Source organism: Ruminococcus flavefaciens AE3010, assembly GCF_000526795.1.
In the GTDB taxonomy this organism is placed as follows: domain Bacteria; phylum Bacillota; class Clostridia; order Oscillospirales; family Ruminococcaceae; genus Ruminococcus; species Ruminococcus flavefaciens_D.
This window is the reverse complement of sequence record NZ_JAGT01000001.1, coordinates 454,045-468,801: the sequence shown is the minus strand read 5'-3', so window position 1 is coordinate 468,801 and position 14,757 is coordinate 454,045. Positions and strand designations below refer to the sequence as shown.

Genomic DNA, 14,757 nt, shown 5'->3' with positions numbered 1-14,757 from the left:
ATATGTTCAATATGATATGCGGGACATAAGTCCCGCATATTAAATTTATAAAGGAGTTTTTAATTATGGACGATAACAAAAAAGCAATACTCGAAAAAAGAATAAATAAGGTCGGTGAGAACCTAAAAAAGAACAATATGGAGTTCTACTATGCAGAATCAAAAAATGATGTCTGTAAGATCGTTAAGGAGCTTCTAAATAAAGGCGACGTTATAACCCACGGCGGAACTGTATCTATGGCTGAGTGCGGTATTAAGGAGCTTATCAGCTCCCCAGACTACAGCTATCTTGACCGTTCAAAGGCTGCAACTCCCGAGGAAGCCGCTGAGATCTACAGAAAAGCATTTTTTGCCGATGTATATATATCAAGCTCCAATGCTATAACAGAAGACGGCGTTCTCTACAATGTTGACGGAAACAGCAACCGTATCGCCGCAATAGCATTCGGCCCGAAGTCAGTTATAATCATCGCAGGATACAATAAGATCGTCAGAGACCTCAAAGAAGCTGAGCTCCGCGTCAAGCGTGAGGCTGCTCCGCCTAACTGTGTACGTCTTAACTGTGAGACCTACTGCAAGGAAAAAGGCGAATGTGTTTCTCTCTTAAAGGCAGACCATCAGATGTCCGACGGCTGCGGCGGTGACGGCAGAATATGCTGCAACTACCTTATATCTGCTCAGCAGCGCCATAAGGGTCGTATAAAGGTAATAATTGTCGGCGAAGAGCTTGGATATTAAGCAATGATTGATACTGCTCTTGCCGTATATCATACAGCAAGCTATTTCGTTATATATGCCTTTTTAGGCTGGTGTCTGGAAGTCGTATATCAGGCAGTCGAGCACGGTAAATTTATCAACCGAGGATTTCTGAACGGTCCATACTGTCCTATATACGGATTCGGAGTGATTCTTGTCTGCTTTGCTCTTGACCCTATCAAGGAAAACATTGTGATACTATATATTGGCTCAGTGCTGCTTACAACTTTTCTTGAGCTTATTACAGGCTTTCTCCTTGAAAAGATTTTTGCTCAAAAATGGTGGGATTATTCCGAAGAACGATTTAATCTGAAAGGTTATATTTGCCTGAAGTTCTCACTTTTATGGGGAGTGGCCTGTCTTGTAACGGTTCGGCTCATTCACCCGCTGACAGAAAAAATCGTCAGCGATATTCCTCATACACTTGGGATCATAATGGTCTCTGCTATTCTTATCGGCTTTATCAGCGATACTATTATAACAGTCGCGGCTATAATACACATAAAGCAAAGACTTGTACTTCTTGAAGGCATATCCGCTGAAATGCGAAAAATATCTGATAAGACAGGCGAAAAACTGTTCACCGGCGTCGAACACGTTATGGATAAGAAAACACAGCTTGATGAACGAAATGCCGAATATAAAGAAAAGCTTGCCGAGCTTAAAGATAAATATGCAGCACTCCGCGAAAGACGCAGCATGACGCTCAGACGTATCTCAAAGGCTTTCCCTCAGCTGAATTTTTCTGATCTAAAAGGATTTAAGCAGCAGCTTGAAGAGCTTCAAAGGAACATAAACAATAAAAATAATTAATTACATGGACCTCTTTGAGGTCCATTGTTATTTTATACAAAAAATTCGGCTATTAAACCTTAAAAAAGTATTTGACAAAGGATTGATTGTGTGCTATACTATATAAAGAAACGCAACGCTTTAAAGCTTAAAAGCTCAAAAGCTTAAAGTGTTACAGTTCAATTTTTAAAGAGGGATAAAAATGAAAGAGATTTCTAAACTTATGAATTACAGATCAGATGTTAGAGTTGTAGACGCAACTCTCCGTGACGGCGGACTTGTAAACAATTTCAGATTTACAGATGAATTTGTCAAGGATCTTTACCTTGCAAACATCAAAGCAGGCGTTGATTATATGGAATTCGGCTACAGAGCTGACAAGGAAATGTTCAAGGTAGAAGAATTCGGTCCATGCAAGTTCTGCGATGATGAGTATATCCGCACGATAGTTGGTGAAAACCACACGGACTTAAAGATCGCCATTATGGCTGATGTTGGACGCTGCAACTATAAGCAGGACATTGTAGAGCGTGAGAACTCCCCTGTTGACCTTATCCGTGTTGCAACTTATCTCCATCAGATACCGACTGCTGTTGATATGATCGAGGACGCAAAGAAGAAGGGCTATGAGGTTAGCTGTAATATTATGGCTATATCAAACGCTCAGGAGGGCGACCTTAAAGTAGCTCTTGACATTCTTGGACAGTCTCCTGTTGATGTTTTCTATATCGTTGACAGCTTTGGCGCACTTTATCCCGAGCAGTTGGCTCGCATTGCCGATCTTTACCTTGAGGCAGCTGACAAGTACGGAAAGAAAGTCGGTATCCACGCACATAACAATCAGCAGCTTGCATTCGCAAATACTATCGAGGCTGTTGGTGACGGTGTAGACTGGCTCGACGCTACATATTCATCAATGGGAAGAGGCGCAGGCAACTGTGCAATGGAGCTTCTTCTCGGATTCCTGAAAAATCCGAAGTACAATGCTTATCCTGTATTCCAGTTTATCGAGAAGCATATGGACAGGCTACGTGAAGAGGGTGCTGTATGGGGCTATGATCTCCAGTATCTCCTCACAGGTCTCTTCAACCAGCACCCAAGAACAGCTATCCAGTACACAAAAGAAAAGCGCAAGGACGTATCTGAGTTCTACAAGGAGATCATTTCTCAGGAATAATAAAATTAATCCCGAAAGCAATTGCTTTCGGGATTTTTTATCAGAATGTGAGCTGATTGCTGTCACCCAGCTCCTTGGCAGGCTTTCCTGCGGCAGGAACACTCTTTGAGCGATACTTTTCAAGCTCCGGAAGCTCCTCGGGAGCGATGAGAGCAGCTGACGAAAGCAGAGCTTTCTTTCTCAAAGTTATTACCTGAACGCCCTGTGAGTCTCTTGTGGACTTTGGCAATATCATACCTGTATTGAATACAAGAGCATGACCGCTTGTTGTTCTGAGAAGTATATCTGAATCTTCTGATATAAACAGTGCCGCAATAAGAGGAGATTTTGACGAATAAGCATTTGCAAGCTTCTTACGGTTCGTCTTGGTCTCATATGACTTCATCGGAACCTTTGCTGCCTTGCCGTTTTCAAAGAAGAATACAATATATCCGCTGTAATCAGTTGTGGCAACAAGAGTTTTAAGTCCCTCTCCCTCATCAAAGCTGAGCTTTGCAGGGATATAGTCACCCATAACGCTTGCCTTAGTATCATCAAAAGCACTTGCTCTCGTTTTGTATGCCTGAGCCTTATCAGAGAAAAATACCAGCTCTGTTTTATTAGTAGCCTCAAAGCTCTGGCTGATGAAGTCGCCCTCTTTTAGCTTCTGCTCGCTGCTCATTCGCAGAGACTGCGGAGTTATTTTCTTGAAGTATCCGCTGTCAGAAACGAAAATATTAACAGGATAATCGGGAGTATCGTCGATCTCTTCTGCTTCTTCGACGTCAGCCTGATAATAGAACATGGTCTTTCTGGGCTGAGCGTAATTCTTGATAACGTCGCGGAGCTCATTTACGATTATCTTGCGTATCTTCTTCTTATCTCGGAGAATGTCTTCCATTTCCTCAATATCCTTTTTGAGCTGGTCGACCTCCTCCACACGGCGAAGAATATACTGCTTATTGATATTGCGGAGCTTAATCTCAGCAACGTATTCAGCCTGTATCTCATCGATACCGAATCCGATCATAAGGTTAGGCACAACGTCTGCTTCGTTCTCGGTCTCGCGGATAATCTTTATAGCTTTATCAATATCAAGAAGTATCTTTGAGAGCGCTTCCAACAAATGAAGCTTCTCTTTTTTCTTCTGCAGGTCGTAGTAAGTCCTGCGCTGGACGCACTCCTCACGGAATGCTGTCCACTCGATAAGTATTTCGCGGACACCCATTACTTTTGGAGTACCTGCAATGAGGATATTGAAGTTGCAGGGATAGCTGTCCTGAAGCGGCGTCAGGCGATACAGCTTCTGCATGAGTTTATCAGGGTCTGTGCCGCGTTTAAGATCAATAGCTATTTTGAGACCGTCGATATCAGTCTCGTCACGGATATATGATATCTCTCTTATCTTTCCCTGCTTTACAAGGTCGATTATCTTCTCGATAATAGCCTCGATAGTGGTTGTGTAAGGTATTTCGGTTATCTCGATACAGTTAGCGGCTTTATCATAGCTGTACTTGGAGCGTACCTTGATACTGCCTCGACCTGTCTCATAGACCTTGTTGAGCTCGGCTTCATCATAGAGCATAAGTCCTCCGCCAGGGAAATCAGGACCCTTTAATGTGCTGAGGATATCATGGTTCGGGTCTTTCATGAGAGCTATTGTGGTCTCACAGACCTCTTCAAGGTTGAAGGGACACACGTTACTTGCCATTGATACTGCAATACCTGTATTTGAGTTTACAAGTACAGTTGGAAAAGTTGCAGGGAGCAGTGTTGGCTCCTGCATGGTATTGTCGTAGTTTGGTACGAAATCTATAGTCTCCTTGTCGATATCACGGAAAAGCTCGTTGCATATCTTTTCAAGCTTTACCTCTGTATATCGAGGAGCCGCAAAGTGCATCTTGCTGGAATACTGCTTGCCGAAGTTTCCCTTGCTGTCAATGAACGGGTGAAGAAGAGCCTCGTTTCCCCTTGTCAAACGAACAAGAGTCTCATATATAGCCTGGTCGCCATGAGGATTGAGCTTCATGGTCTCGCCCACCACGTTGGCAGACTTTGAACGCTCCTTATCAGGGCTGAGAAGTCCCCTTTTATACATCATATATAGGAGCTTTCTGTGTGAGGGCTTGAAGCCGTCTATCTCAGGAAGTGCACGGGAGATGATAACGCTCATGGCGTAGGGCATGTAATTCTTTTTAAGCGTATCTGTTATCTTTTCATCAACTACGCTTCCCGAGCCCTCAATATAAGCTTCATGCTTGAAAGCAGGCTGTTTTTTGGGAGTTTCCTTTTTTTTTGGCATTTATTCTTCTCCTTCTTTACGTCTTTCGCTCTTTTTGATGAGTTTTTCGGGATCTTTGACAAAGCTTCTCACAACGCTTCCGCAGTCTCTGCAGATAGTATGATACAGAGATGTGGATCTCAGCATACTGTCCGCACTGTAAACAGCACCATAAAAATTCTGATAGCCTGTAATGAACTCAGTACCGCCGCAGAAGCGGCATTTTGTCATTCTGATCTTTTTCATAATCATCGCTCCCTTAGCTTATATCAGCAAGCTCGAGATAGTCAGCGCCGTATTCGGATATATAATCCTTACGTCCCTGTAAATCGTCTCCGAGAAGCATCTCAAATACCTCTGCAGACTCGGTGATATCCTCCGCAGTTACCTTGATAAGACGTCGGGTATCAGGGTTCATAGTCGTAAGGCTCATCATATCGGGCTCGTTCTCACCGAGACCTTTCGAGCGCTGTATGGTGTGCTTTTTATCGCCGATCATTTCAAGTATACGCTGCTTTTCCTGCTCGGTATAGGCAAAATATGTCTTTTCCTTAGTATTTATTTCAAATAGCGGCGACTCAGCTATATAGACATAGCCCTGCTCGATAAGAGTCGGAGTTAGTCTGTAAAGCATGGTGAGTATGAGGGTTCTTATCTGGAAGCCGTCAACGTCCGCATCGGTACAGATAACTATCTTGCTCCAACGGAAATTGTTTATATCAAAGTTTGAAAGCTCCTTGTTGGCTTTGGTAGTGACCTCGACTCCGCAGCCAAGGACCTTGATAAGATCAGTGATTATCTCACTCTTGAATATCTTGGAGTACTCTGCTTTAAGGCAGTTGAGTATCTTGCCGCGGACAGGGATGATTGCCTGAAACTCCGCGTTTCTTGCAAGCTTTACAGAACCGAGAGCCGAATCACCCTCCACGATATATATCTCACGGCGTGAAACGTCCTTGGTACGGCAGTCTACGAACTTCTCCACCATATTTGCAAGGTCGATAGTACCTGTCAGCTTTTTTCTTACGTTAAGACGTACCTTTTCCGCATTTTCACGGCTTCTTTTGTTTATAAGTATCTGCTCGGCTATCTTCTGAGCCTCATCGGGATTCTCAATGAAGTAGACCTCCAGCTGATGGCGCAGGAACTCTGTCATAGCCTCGCGTATAAACTTATTGGTAATAGCCTTTTTGGTCTGATTGGCATATGAAGTCTGGGTCGAGAAGGACGAGGAAACGAGAATAAGACTTTCCTCAACATCGGGGTAAGTTATCTTTCCCTCATTCTTCTGGTAGCCGTTCACAGACTTGATATAGCTGTCTATCTGTGCGACAAAAGCACGCTTTACAGCTTCCTCGGGCGAACCGCCGTGTTCAAGAAAGCTTGAATTGTGATAGTACTCCGTGAGCTTTGCCTTGTTGGAGAAAGTTACTGCCACATCAAGCTTCACCTTATACTCGGGCTTATCATCACGGTCGCGTCCCTTTTTTTCAGCAGTCCAGTGCTGTATGGAAGAAAGCGCACCCTCACCTGCTATCTCCTGAACATACTCGGTTATACCCGACTCGTAGAAGAACTCCTGCTCATTGAAGCCGCCTGCTTCATTTTCCGAGCGGAACACAAAGAGTATATTTGGATTTACTATAGCCTGACGTTTAAGAATATCGCAGAAGAACTCGTCGGAAACACTGATATCAGTGAATACTTCAAGGTCGGGGCGCCAGCGTGTCTTGGTTCCTGTCTGCTTTTTCTTGCAGGGCTCTTTTTTTAAGCCGCCTACGTTATTGCCCTTTTCAAAGTGCAGGTCGTACTTGAAACCGTCACGTATTACCTCAACGTCCATAAATTCAGACGAATACTGGGTAGAACAAAGACCAAGTCCGTTAAGTCCCAGTGAATACTCATAAGACTCAGCAGCTGTATCATACTTACCGCCTGCATAGAGCTCACAGTAGACAAGCTCCCAGTTATAGCGCTTTTCGTTATTATTATAGTCAACAGGACAGCCGCGTCCGAAGTCCTCGACTTCAATATCGTTATTCCTGTAATGAGTAATGATTATCTTATTGCCGTAGCCCTCGCGAGCCTCGTCAATAGAGTTGGAGATGACCTCAAAAATTGAGTGCTCGCAGCCGTCCAAGCCGTCAGAGCCGAATATAACCGCAGGGCGCTTACGGACTCTGTCCGCGCCCTTGAGCATTGATATACTGTCATTGCCGTAATCTTGTTTCTTAGCCATAATCCTCTGCCTTTCGGTCACGTTTTAATGCATACTTTGATATTATATCACATTTCCGTGACTTTTGCAAGTCCGCAGCAATAATTTCCCGATATACTGAAAAAAGCAGCCTTAAAGACTGCTTTTCATTATGTTTCACTGTTTTATGCCAAGATATTTATAGCCTGCAGCGGTAACTGCTTTCGTGACAGCTTTTTCGTCCATATTGCCTGACAAAGCTATCTCGGCAGTCCCCTTTTCATGGCTTGGCAGGGCTTCATCGACAAAAGGAAGCTCTTCCAGAGCCTTTTTCACTCTTGCTTCACAGTGTCCGCACATCATGCCCTTTATCTTTACGGTTAAAGTTCCTGTTTGCTCACTTGCTTCCGCAGAAGTATTCGCGCGTCTTTTATCGCGGCTGCTGTCATGGACTTTGAAAAGGTTTAGTCTAAGTGCATTAGTCACAACAAAAAAGCTTGAAAGGCTCATTGCTGCCGCTCCGAACATCGGGTTCATCTGCCAGCCGAAAAGCTTTGAATACACACCTGCTGCAAGAGGTATACCTATAATATTATAGATAAAAGCCCAGAACAGGTTCTGGCGTATGTTACGCAAAGCTGCTCTGCTGAGCCTTACTGCCGCAGGAACATCTCTCAGGCGACTCTTCATAAGAACTATATCCGCCGCGTCAATTGCTACATCTGCACCTGCTCCAATGGCAATACCCATATCAGCCGCTGTTAACGCAGGAGCATCATTGATACCGTCACCAACCATGATCACCTTTCCCTGCTTTTTAAGCCTGCGTATTTCAGCTTCCTTACCCTCAGGAAGAACACCCGCTATAACCTCGTCAACGCCTGCCTGAGTACCGATAGAAGCCGCTGTTTTTTCATTGTCACCAGTCAGCATCACTACGCGAATGCCCATATTCTTTAATTCGCTTATTGCCTGTGCACTGTCGTCCTTTATAACGTCGGCTACGGCAATGATTCCTGCGAGTTTTCCGTTCACTGCGAAAAACAGAGGTGTCTTTCCCTGTTCCGAAAGATTCTCAGCTATTGAGATAATTTCATCACTGATATCTGCCGACGAACTTACAAGGCTGTGATTTCCGCCTATATATGAGCTTTCTCCGCACTTTCCCGATACGCCATTGCCTGCCATGACCTTGAACTCAGTGACATCGTCAGCTTTAATACCGTTGTCGCTGCCATACTGCACTATTGCCCTTGCAAGGGGGTGTTCGCTTTTTATTTCGAGTGAATAGGCAATTGCAAGAAGCTCCTGCTCCGAAAAATCAGCAGCAGGGATAATATCTGTTACGATCGGCTCGCCTTTTGTAATAGTTCCCGTTTTATCAAGAGCTATTATCTGTGCTTTTCCCGCTTCTTCAAGAGAAGCGGCTGTCTTGAACAAAAGACCGTTCCTTGCGCCTACGCCGCTTCCTACCATTATGGCAACAGGTGTGGCAAGTCCCAATGCGCAGGGACAGCTTATTACAAGAACTGAGATTGCTCTTGCCAGTGAAAAGCCTACATTCTTCCCTATTATAAGCCATATAATAAATGTCAGAAGTGCTATGCCTATTACCACAGGCACAAATACTCCGGAGACCTTATCGGCTATCTTCGCAATAGGAGCTTTAGTCGCAGCTGCGTCACTGACCATTTTGATGATCTGCGCCAGCGTTGTATCTTCACCTACACGGGTGGCTTCACAGCGCATATATCCCGAGCTGTTAATAGTCGCAGCCGATACACTGTCGCCCACTGTTTTATCTACGGGTATGCTCTCACCCGTAAGAGCCGATTCGTTAACAGCGCTTTCTCCATCAATAACTATTCCGTCAACAGGTATGCTTTCTCCTGCACGTACAACGAATATATCGCCTTTCTTTACCTGCTCCACAGGGATCTTGACCTCACTGCCGTCACGGATAATAACAGCAGTTTCGGGAGCAAGCTTCATAAGACTTTTCAGTGCATCGGTAGTTTTTCCCTTTGAACGTGCTTCAAGCATCTTTCCAACAGTTATCAGCGTGAGTATCATTGCCGCAGACTCAAAATACAGATCGTGCATATATGAGTGTACAGCTGCGGCATCACCTCGCTGCTGTGCTGCTGTCATCATAAACAGTACCGCTGTGCTGTAAATAAAAGATGCTCCCGAACCAAGTGCTACAAGAGTGTCCATATTGGGTGAGCGGTTTATAATGCCTTTAAATCCGTTTATGAAAAATTTCTGATTGATGACCATTACTATGGCGGCGAGAAGCAGCTCCGCAAGAGCTGTCATTACATGATTGCCTGCCATTGCAGACGGTAAAGGAGCTCCGAACATGGTGTGTCCCATAGAGATATACATAAGAACGAACAGGAATACAAGAGACGCAATAAGTCTGCGCTTCATCTTGGGCGTTTCGGTATCCCGAAGTTCATCGAGCTTTGAAGCCTCCGATCTGCTTCCGCCCTTTTCTGATGCACCGTAGCCTGCATTTCTTACGGCAGCGATAATTGCCTCGGCAGACGCTGTGCCTTCAACACCCATAGAATTAGTAAGCAGGCTGACAGAACATGACGTAACGCCATCAACTGATGATACAGCCTTTTCTACTCTCGCACTGCATGCAGCACAGCTCATTCCTGTTACATTATACTGCTTCATAATCCTGCTCCTTTCATTTATATAATTATACCCTAAATGCTGACAACTGTCAATTAACCGCAGCTAACAAAAAAGCGGACATGTCGTCCGCCTTTAGTATTACTTGAATAGCTCCTCGTATTCCTTTTCTCTGAAACCGACAAGAACTTTTTTCCCACTGACAAGGATAGGTCTTTTAACAAGCATTCCGTCTGTCGCAAGGAGCTTTATCTGCTCGTCGTCGCTCATATTCGGCAGCTTATTTTTCAGCTCCATAGACTTATAGAGCAGTCCGCTTGTGTTGAAGAATTTCTTCAAGGGCAGCCCGCTGTTCTTATACCACTCTCTTAGTTCATCAGCAGTTGGATTATTCTCCTTAATGTCTCTCAGTTCATAGGATATACCATTTTCATCAAGCCATTTCTTTGCTTTCTGACAGGTAGTACATTTTGGATAACATATAAATTTCATATCAATTCTCCTTTTTAATTTTGTTTTCGATCATGCTTTTAAGCTTTGCAGGGGCAGCCTTACCTGTTGAGAGCTTCATAGCCTGTCCCACAAGATATCCGAGAGCATTTTTCTTTCCGTTCATATAATCGCAGACGCTCTTCTCGTTTTCAGCTATTACCCTGTCCGCAATATCATTGAGGAATCCATCGTCTGAATTCTGAGCAAGCCCAAGTCTTTCAATTATCTCCGAAACATCTCCGCCCTGTGTTAACAGTTCATTGAATACAAGCTTTGCTCCTGTGCTTGATATTATCCCGTTCTCAGCTGCAGCGCATAGCTCACTGAGGTTATCCGCAGTCAGCGGCGTATCAGATATGCTTCTACCTGTATCGTTCATGAACTTTGTAACATCACCGAGTATTCTGTTTGCCGCAGAGCGGGGCTTACACTTTCCAAGTGCAACACACTCATCATAAAGTGCTGCCTTATCAGGTGAATCTGCAATAGTAAATGCCGCATCACAATTCATTCCATGTTCTGTGACATAACGTATCATTTTACGGTTCGGGAGCTCGGGTATCTCACCGCGAAGCTGCTCTATCCTCTCAGCATCAAGAACTATATCTCCCAGGTCGGGCTCAGGAAAGAATCTGTAATCCTGCATATTCTCCTTAGTCCTCATAATAGTACTGATACCCTTTTTGTCATCCCATCGCCTTGTTTCCCGCTCTACTTTGATACCTGAGCTGATAATATCGGTCTGTCGCTTTATTTCATATTCTATGCCTCTGACTGCGGCACTGAAGCTGTTTACGTTCTTCAGCTCACAGCGTTCTCCAAGAGGTGTACCTTTTTCGTGAACGGATACATTTACATCGCAGCGAATACTGCCCTCCTGCATTTTACAGTCGGATATATCAATATACCTGAGTATACTGCGGATAGTTTCAAGAAAAACATAAGCTTCACGTGAGCTGCGTATATCAGGCTCTGTAACTATCTCGATAAGCGGAAATCCGCAGCGGTTATAATCACACAGCGTACCTGCAAAATCATCATCATGTATAAGCTTCCCTGCGTCATCTTCAATATGGATACGTGTTATACCCACAGAGCATATCTCGCCGTCAACCATTATATCAAGGCTTCCTCTGCCGCATATGGGTATCTCTGACTGTGATATCTGATAGGCTTTCGGCAGATCGGGATAGAAGTAGTTCTTTCTGTCCAAATGGCTTACGTTATTTATTTTACAGCCAAGTGCATGCCCCATTTTAACAGCGTAGTCACAGACCTTGCTGTTAAGCCGAGGAAGTGTCCCCGGGAGTCCGAGACACACAGGACAAACGTGAGTATTGGGAGCTGCTCCGAACTCGTTTTTACAGCCGCAGAATATCTTGGTCGCAGTACTGAGCTCAGCGTGGACCTCAAGACCTATGGCACATTCAAGCTCAGCCATCGTAAACACCTCCTGCAAGCTCATATCCGTATGCGGCACTAAGTACTGTTTCATCATTATATCTTCTGCCTATGAGCTGTAAGCCTATTGGCAGTCCGTTGAGTGCTCTGCCGCAGGGAACGCTTATTGCAGGCTGCCCTGCCAGACTTGACGGGATAGTACAAATATCAGCCGCGTATATCTCCGCAGGCTTCTTTTGGGCTCCAAGTGGTATTCCTGCTTCGGGATATACGGGCGCTGCAATAATATCACATTCTTTGAATATTTCATCAAATTCCGAGCAAAGCTTCTGACGCAGTGCGGCTGCACGTTTATAGTACATATCGAAGCAGCCCTCACTGAGTACAAATGTACCAAGCATAATTCGCCTTTTCACTTCATCACCAAAGCCCTCCGTGCGGCTCTTTCTAAACATATCAGCAGGAGAAGAGCAATTCTCGGCTCTGTAGCCGTAACGCACTCCGTCATATCTTGCAAGATTTGAGGAAGCCTCCGCTGAGGAAATGATATAGTAGGCTTTTACAGCCGCAGAAGCCGATGGCAGCCTTATTTCCTTAATAACCGCACCTGATGACTCCATAAGCTTTACAGCGTTCATTACAGCCGTCTTTACTTCTTCGCTTATTGATTCACAAAAAAGTTCTTTGGGAATGCCTATACGAAGTCCGCTTAGACTGCCGTTTAAGCTCCGCGGAAATTTTTTAGGATTTTTTGTCACATCTTTGTTGTCAGCAGCGTTTATTATATTGTGGAGCAACTCAGTATCACGGACATTTCTTCCGATAACGCCTATACGGTCAAGCGAAGACGCGAATGCAATGAGTCCGTACCTTGAAACCGCACCGTATGATGGACAAAAGCCTACAGCACCGCAGAATGAAGCGGGCTGGCGCACTGAACCTCCCGTGTCAGACCCCAGAGCTAATACCGCTCCTCCGCTTGCAGCTGCGGCAGCTGAACCGCCAGACGAGCCTCCTGCCGAATAAGATGCATCAGCAGGATTTTTAACTGCTCCGAATATACCCGTATCCGAGGCAGAGCCCATTGCAAATTCATCCATATTGGTTTTGCCGACTATCACAGCACCTGCAGCTTCAAGAAGCTCAACAGCTGTGGCGCTGTAAGGCGGAATATAGTTTTCCAGCATTCGTGAAGCACATGTGGTTCGGAGCCCTTTAGTGGATATATTGTCCTTGACGGCGACAGGTATACCGCACAGCGGAGGTATATCTTCGTCCCGAGCAATGAGTATGTCAGCTTTTTCTGCGGATTTAAAAGCGTCCTCATTGAATGTTATATATGCATTTAATTCAGGCTGAACTTCCTTTGCTCTGCACATAACTTCGCTGAGGAGTTCAACGGCACTGCACTGTTTGCTTCGGAGCATCTCCGAAAGCTCATATGCGCTTTTTTTATACAGCTTCATCAGTACTCCACCGTCCTCGGGACTGCAAAGCAGCCATTTACTACTTCGGGAGCATTCCTCATAAGCTCTTCTCTCGAATATTCGATTTCCTCAACAGTATCACTGCGAAGCTCCATAGGCGTTTGAGCATAGCCGTTTCCGTCAATATTGGGAAGCTCCGACACCATAGCCGCTATTTCTTCCATATCACGCTCAAAACGCGGTATATCAGCTTCAGAGATATCCAGTGAAGCAAGCTCTGCAATTCTTCTTACATTTATTTCCATAGTTAACTCCATAACATTTTTAGTATAGTATATCACATATCACAAAGTAATGCAAATAAAAAAAACAGCCGACTGAACGCCGACTGTTTTCATCCTATTAATAGAAATGGTTACTGTAACCGTCACCCCAGAACCCAATGTAACCCTGAGTAAAGGATCCATTATCACTGAAGTAAAGGTTTACCGCGTCCTTGACGCTCTGTGTAACATAATTGCTGTATGTGCCTAAATTTGCGTATGTCCATGCTCCCGAGAACTGGTACGGCTGTGTGATTACACCGTAAATTGTGTTCGGGAATGATGTAGAAGAAACTCTATTCATAATCACTTCTACTACCTTTGCCTTTTCCTCGGTACTGATCCAGTATGAACCTGCTTCGTGTGCAACAGCGTTACAAAGGAGTATGTACTCTGCATCGGAAATCGGCAATGAGCCCTCTTCTGTTTCAACATCTAATACTACAGGCTCTGTCTCAGGCTCAACATAAGTCTCTGTTGTTTCCTGCGGAGCTTCAGTTGTTGGTTCAACATACTCTGTAGTAGTTGTTGTCTCTACTGTCGTGGTAATTGTGGCAGTAGTCGTTGTTGTAGTTGCTAATGTTGTTGTAACTACCGGCTTTTCAGTCGTAGTTGTTTTGCTTACTGCCTCAATAGCCTTTGTAACTAATGCAGCAGTTGTAGTTGCCTGCGTTGCAGGCTGTGTGATTGCAGCCGGCGCATGTGCCGGTGCGGGCACCGATCTTGAAATCTGAGCAGCTGTTGTAGCTACTTCTATACCGTACAGTGAAGTTGTGCCTTCCTGTGCAGCAATTGATTTTTTGCTTGCAGCCGTCGACTTTTCGACTGTATAAGATTTCTTGGTGGTTGTTCCTTTGTTTGCAGTTGCCTTTTCGGTCGCTGCTGAAAGATCAGCAGCTGTGGAAGAGATAGCACTCTTGGCACATGCCACTGTGTTATCCTCACAGACTATATCAGATGTACTTACGGTCGAAGCTGTAAGATATGCAGTTCCGAATCCTCCGCCCAATACTGAAGCAACCACTCCGCAAGCTAACGCCGCGGTTTTGAGATTACCCATCAACTCATCCTTTCCTGAAAAAGTGTTTTCAATTTTTTCGGGCTGTTGATATGATAACACATCTTCCTCGAAATGGCAATACTTTTAGGATTTTTTCCATTTTGTGGCCATTTTTTTCCACGGTATTTATGGGCTCGGAGCAAATGTGCACATATTATATTTCGATTCAGTGAACCAAATGTTAATTTTTTATTAATATTATTCCATTTTTAACAGCTGTAGGTTAC

At 44.5% G+C, this 14,757-nt stretch carries 12 protein-coding genes; 3 read left to right on the top strand and 9 right to left on the bottom strand.

Annotated elements, in window-relative coordinates; all coding sequences use genetic code 11:
- Nucleotides 1-65 precede the first annotated feature (65 nt).
- From N774_RS0102075 to N774_RS0102065, 3 genes are all read left to right on the top strand, one after another.
- Nucleotides 66-737 carry a lactate utilization protein gene (locus N774_RS0102075; protein ID WP_024859642.1) on the top strand — a complete coding sequence of 224 codons (672 nt, stop codon included), beginning with the start codon at nucleotides 66-68 and terminating at the stop codon, nucleotides 735-737.
- A gap of 3 nt (nucleotides 738-740) precedes the next feature.
- Nucleotides 741-1,568: a putative ABC transporter permease gene (locus N774_RS0102070; RefSeq protein WP_024859641.1), complete on the top strand. Its 828-nt coding sequence runs from the start codon at nucleotides 741-743 to the stop codon at nucleotides 1,566-1,568.
- 181 nt (nucleotides 1,569-1,749) lie between these two features.
- Entirely contained in the window at nucleotides 1,750-2,724 is a 975-nt protein-coding gene (locus N774_RS0102065) for an aldolase catalytic domain-containing protein (RefSeq protein ID WP_024859640.1), read from the top strand.
- A gap of 40 nt (nucleotides 2,725-2,764) precedes the next feature.
- Here the strand turns inward: N774_RS0102065 and N774_RS0102060 are convergent, their stop codons facing one another.
- The 9 genes from N774_RS0102060 to N774_RS17925 form a co-directional block, all read right to left on the bottom strand.
- Entirely contained in the window at nucleotides 2,765-5,005 is a 2,241-nt protein-coding gene (locus N774_RS0102060; protein WP_024859639.1) for a DNA gyrase/topoisomerase IV subunit A, read from the bottom strand.
- Entirely contained in the window at nucleotides 5,006-5,230 is a 225-nt protein-coding gene (locus N774_RS0102055) for a hypothetical protein (protein WP_037280080.1), read from the bottom strand. It abuts the gene before it with no gap.
- Nucleotides 5,231-5,243: 13 nt separating this feature from the next.
- Nucleotides 5,244-7,223 carry a toprim domain-containing protein gene (locus N774_RS0102050; protein ID WP_024859637.1) on the bottom strand — a complete coding sequence of 660 codons (1,980 nt, stop codon included), beginning with the start codon at nucleotides 7,221-7,223 and terminating at the stop codon, nucleotides 5,244-5,246.
- Nucleotides 7,224-7,358: 135 nt separating this feature from the next.
- On the bottom strand, nucleotides 7,359-9,869 hold the full coding sequence (locus N774_RS0102045; protein ID WP_024859636.1) for a heavy metal translocating P-type ATPase: 2,511 nt from the start codon (nucleotides 9,867-9,869) through the stop codon (nucleotides 7,359-7,361).
- Between the two features lie 99 nt (nucleotides 9,870-9,968).
- Nucleotides 9,969-10,319: an arsenate reductase family protein gene (locus N774_RS0102040; protein ID WP_024859635.1), complete on the bottom strand. Its 351-nt coding sequence runs from the start codon at nucleotides 10,317-10,319 to the stop codon at nucleotides 9,969-9,971.
- A gap of 1 nt (nucleotide 10,320) precedes the next feature.
- Nucleotides 10,321-11,760 (bottom strand): Asp-tRNA(Asn)/Glu-tRNA(Gln) amidotransferase subunit GatB, encoded by a 1,440-nt coding sequence (gene gatB, locus N774_RS0102035; RefSeq protein WP_024859634.1) that lies wholly within the window; start codon nucleotides 11,758-11,760, stop codon nucleotides 10,321-10,323.
- The gene (gene gatA / locus N774_RS0102030; protein WP_024859633.1) at nucleotides 11,753-13,186 is read right to left on the bottom strand and encodes an Asp-tRNA(Asn)/Glu-tRNA(Gln) amidotransferase subunit GatA; all 1,434 of its coding nucleotides are present in this window, start codon (nucleotides 13,184-13,186) and stop codon (nucleotides 11,753-11,755) included. Before gatA ends, gatB begins: the two co-directional genes overlap by 8 nt.
- The gene (locus N774_RS0102025) at nucleotides 13,186-13,452 is read right to left on the bottom strand and encodes an Asp-tRNA(Asn)/Glu-tRNA(Gln) amidotransferase subunit GatC (protein ID WP_024859632.1); all 267 of its coding nucleotides are present in this window, start codon (nucleotides 13,450-13,452) and stop codon (nucleotides 13,186-13,188) included. Before N774_RS0102025 ends, gatA begins: the two co-directional genes overlap by 1 nt.
- A 97-nt stretch (nucleotides 13,453-13,549) precedes the next feature.
- Nucleotides 13,550-14,530 carry a cell wall hydrolase gene (locus N774_RS17925; protein ID WP_024859631.1) on the bottom strand — a complete coding sequence of 327 codons (981 nt, stop codon included), beginning with the start codon at nucleotides 14,528-14,530 and terminating at the stop codon, nucleotides 13,550-13,552.
- Nucleotides 14,531-14,757: the final 227 nt, after the last annotated feature.

What these genes read in the sequence shown, in the direction of transcription:
- gatB (WP_024859634.1), bottom strand. Translation starts at nt 11,760, where the DNA reads ATGGCTGAGCTTGAATGTGCCATAGGTCTTGAGGTCCACGCTGAGCTC.
- gatA (WP_024859633.1), bottom strand. Translation starts at nt 13,186, where the DNA reads ATGAAGCTGTATAAAAAAAGCGCATATGAGCTTTCGGAGATGCTCCGA.
- N774_RS17925 (WP_024859631.1), bottom strand. Translation starts at nt 14,530, where the DNA reads ATGGGTAATCTCAAAACCGCGGCGTTAGCTTGCGGAGTGGTTGCTTCA.
- N774_RS0102075 (WP_024859642.1), top strand. Translation starts at nt 66, where the DNA reads ATGGACGATAACAAAAAAGCAATACTCGAAAAAAGAATAAATAAGGTC.
- N774_RS0102065 (WP_024859640.1), top strand. Translation starts at nt 1,750, where the DNA reads ATGAAAGAGATTTCTAAACTTATGAATTACAGATCAGATGTTAGAGTT.
- N774_RS0102025 (WP_024859632.1), bottom strand. Translation starts at nt 13,452, where the DNA reads ATGGAAATAAATGTAAGAAGAATTGCAGAGCTTGCTTCACTGGATATC.
- N774_RS0102045 (WP_024859636.1), bottom strand. Translation starts at nt 9,869, where the DNA reads ATGAAGCAGTATAATGTAACAGGAATGAGCTGTGCTGCATGCAGTGCG.
- N774_RS0102040 (WP_024859635.1), bottom strand. Translation starts at nt 10,319, where the DNA reads ATGAAATTTATATGTTATCCAAAATGTACTACCTGTCAGAAAGCAAAG.
- N774_RS0102060 (WP_024859639.1), bottom strand. Translation starts at nt 5,005, where the DNA reads ATGCCAAAAAAAAAGGAAACTCCCAAAAAACAGCCTGCTTTCAAGCAT.
- N774_RS0102055 (WP_037280080.1), bottom strand. Translation starts at nt 5,230, where the DNA reads ATGAAAAAGATCAGAATGACAAAATGCCGCTTCTGCGGCGGTACTGAG.
- N774_RS0102050 (WP_024859637.1), bottom strand. Translation starts at nt 7,223, where the DNA reads ATGGCTAAGAAACAAGATTACGGCAATGACAGTATATCAATGCTCAAG.
- N774_RS0102070 (WP_024859641.1), top strand. Translation starts at nt 741, where the DNA reads ATGATTGATACTGCTCTTGCCGTATATCATACAGCAAGCTATTTCGTT.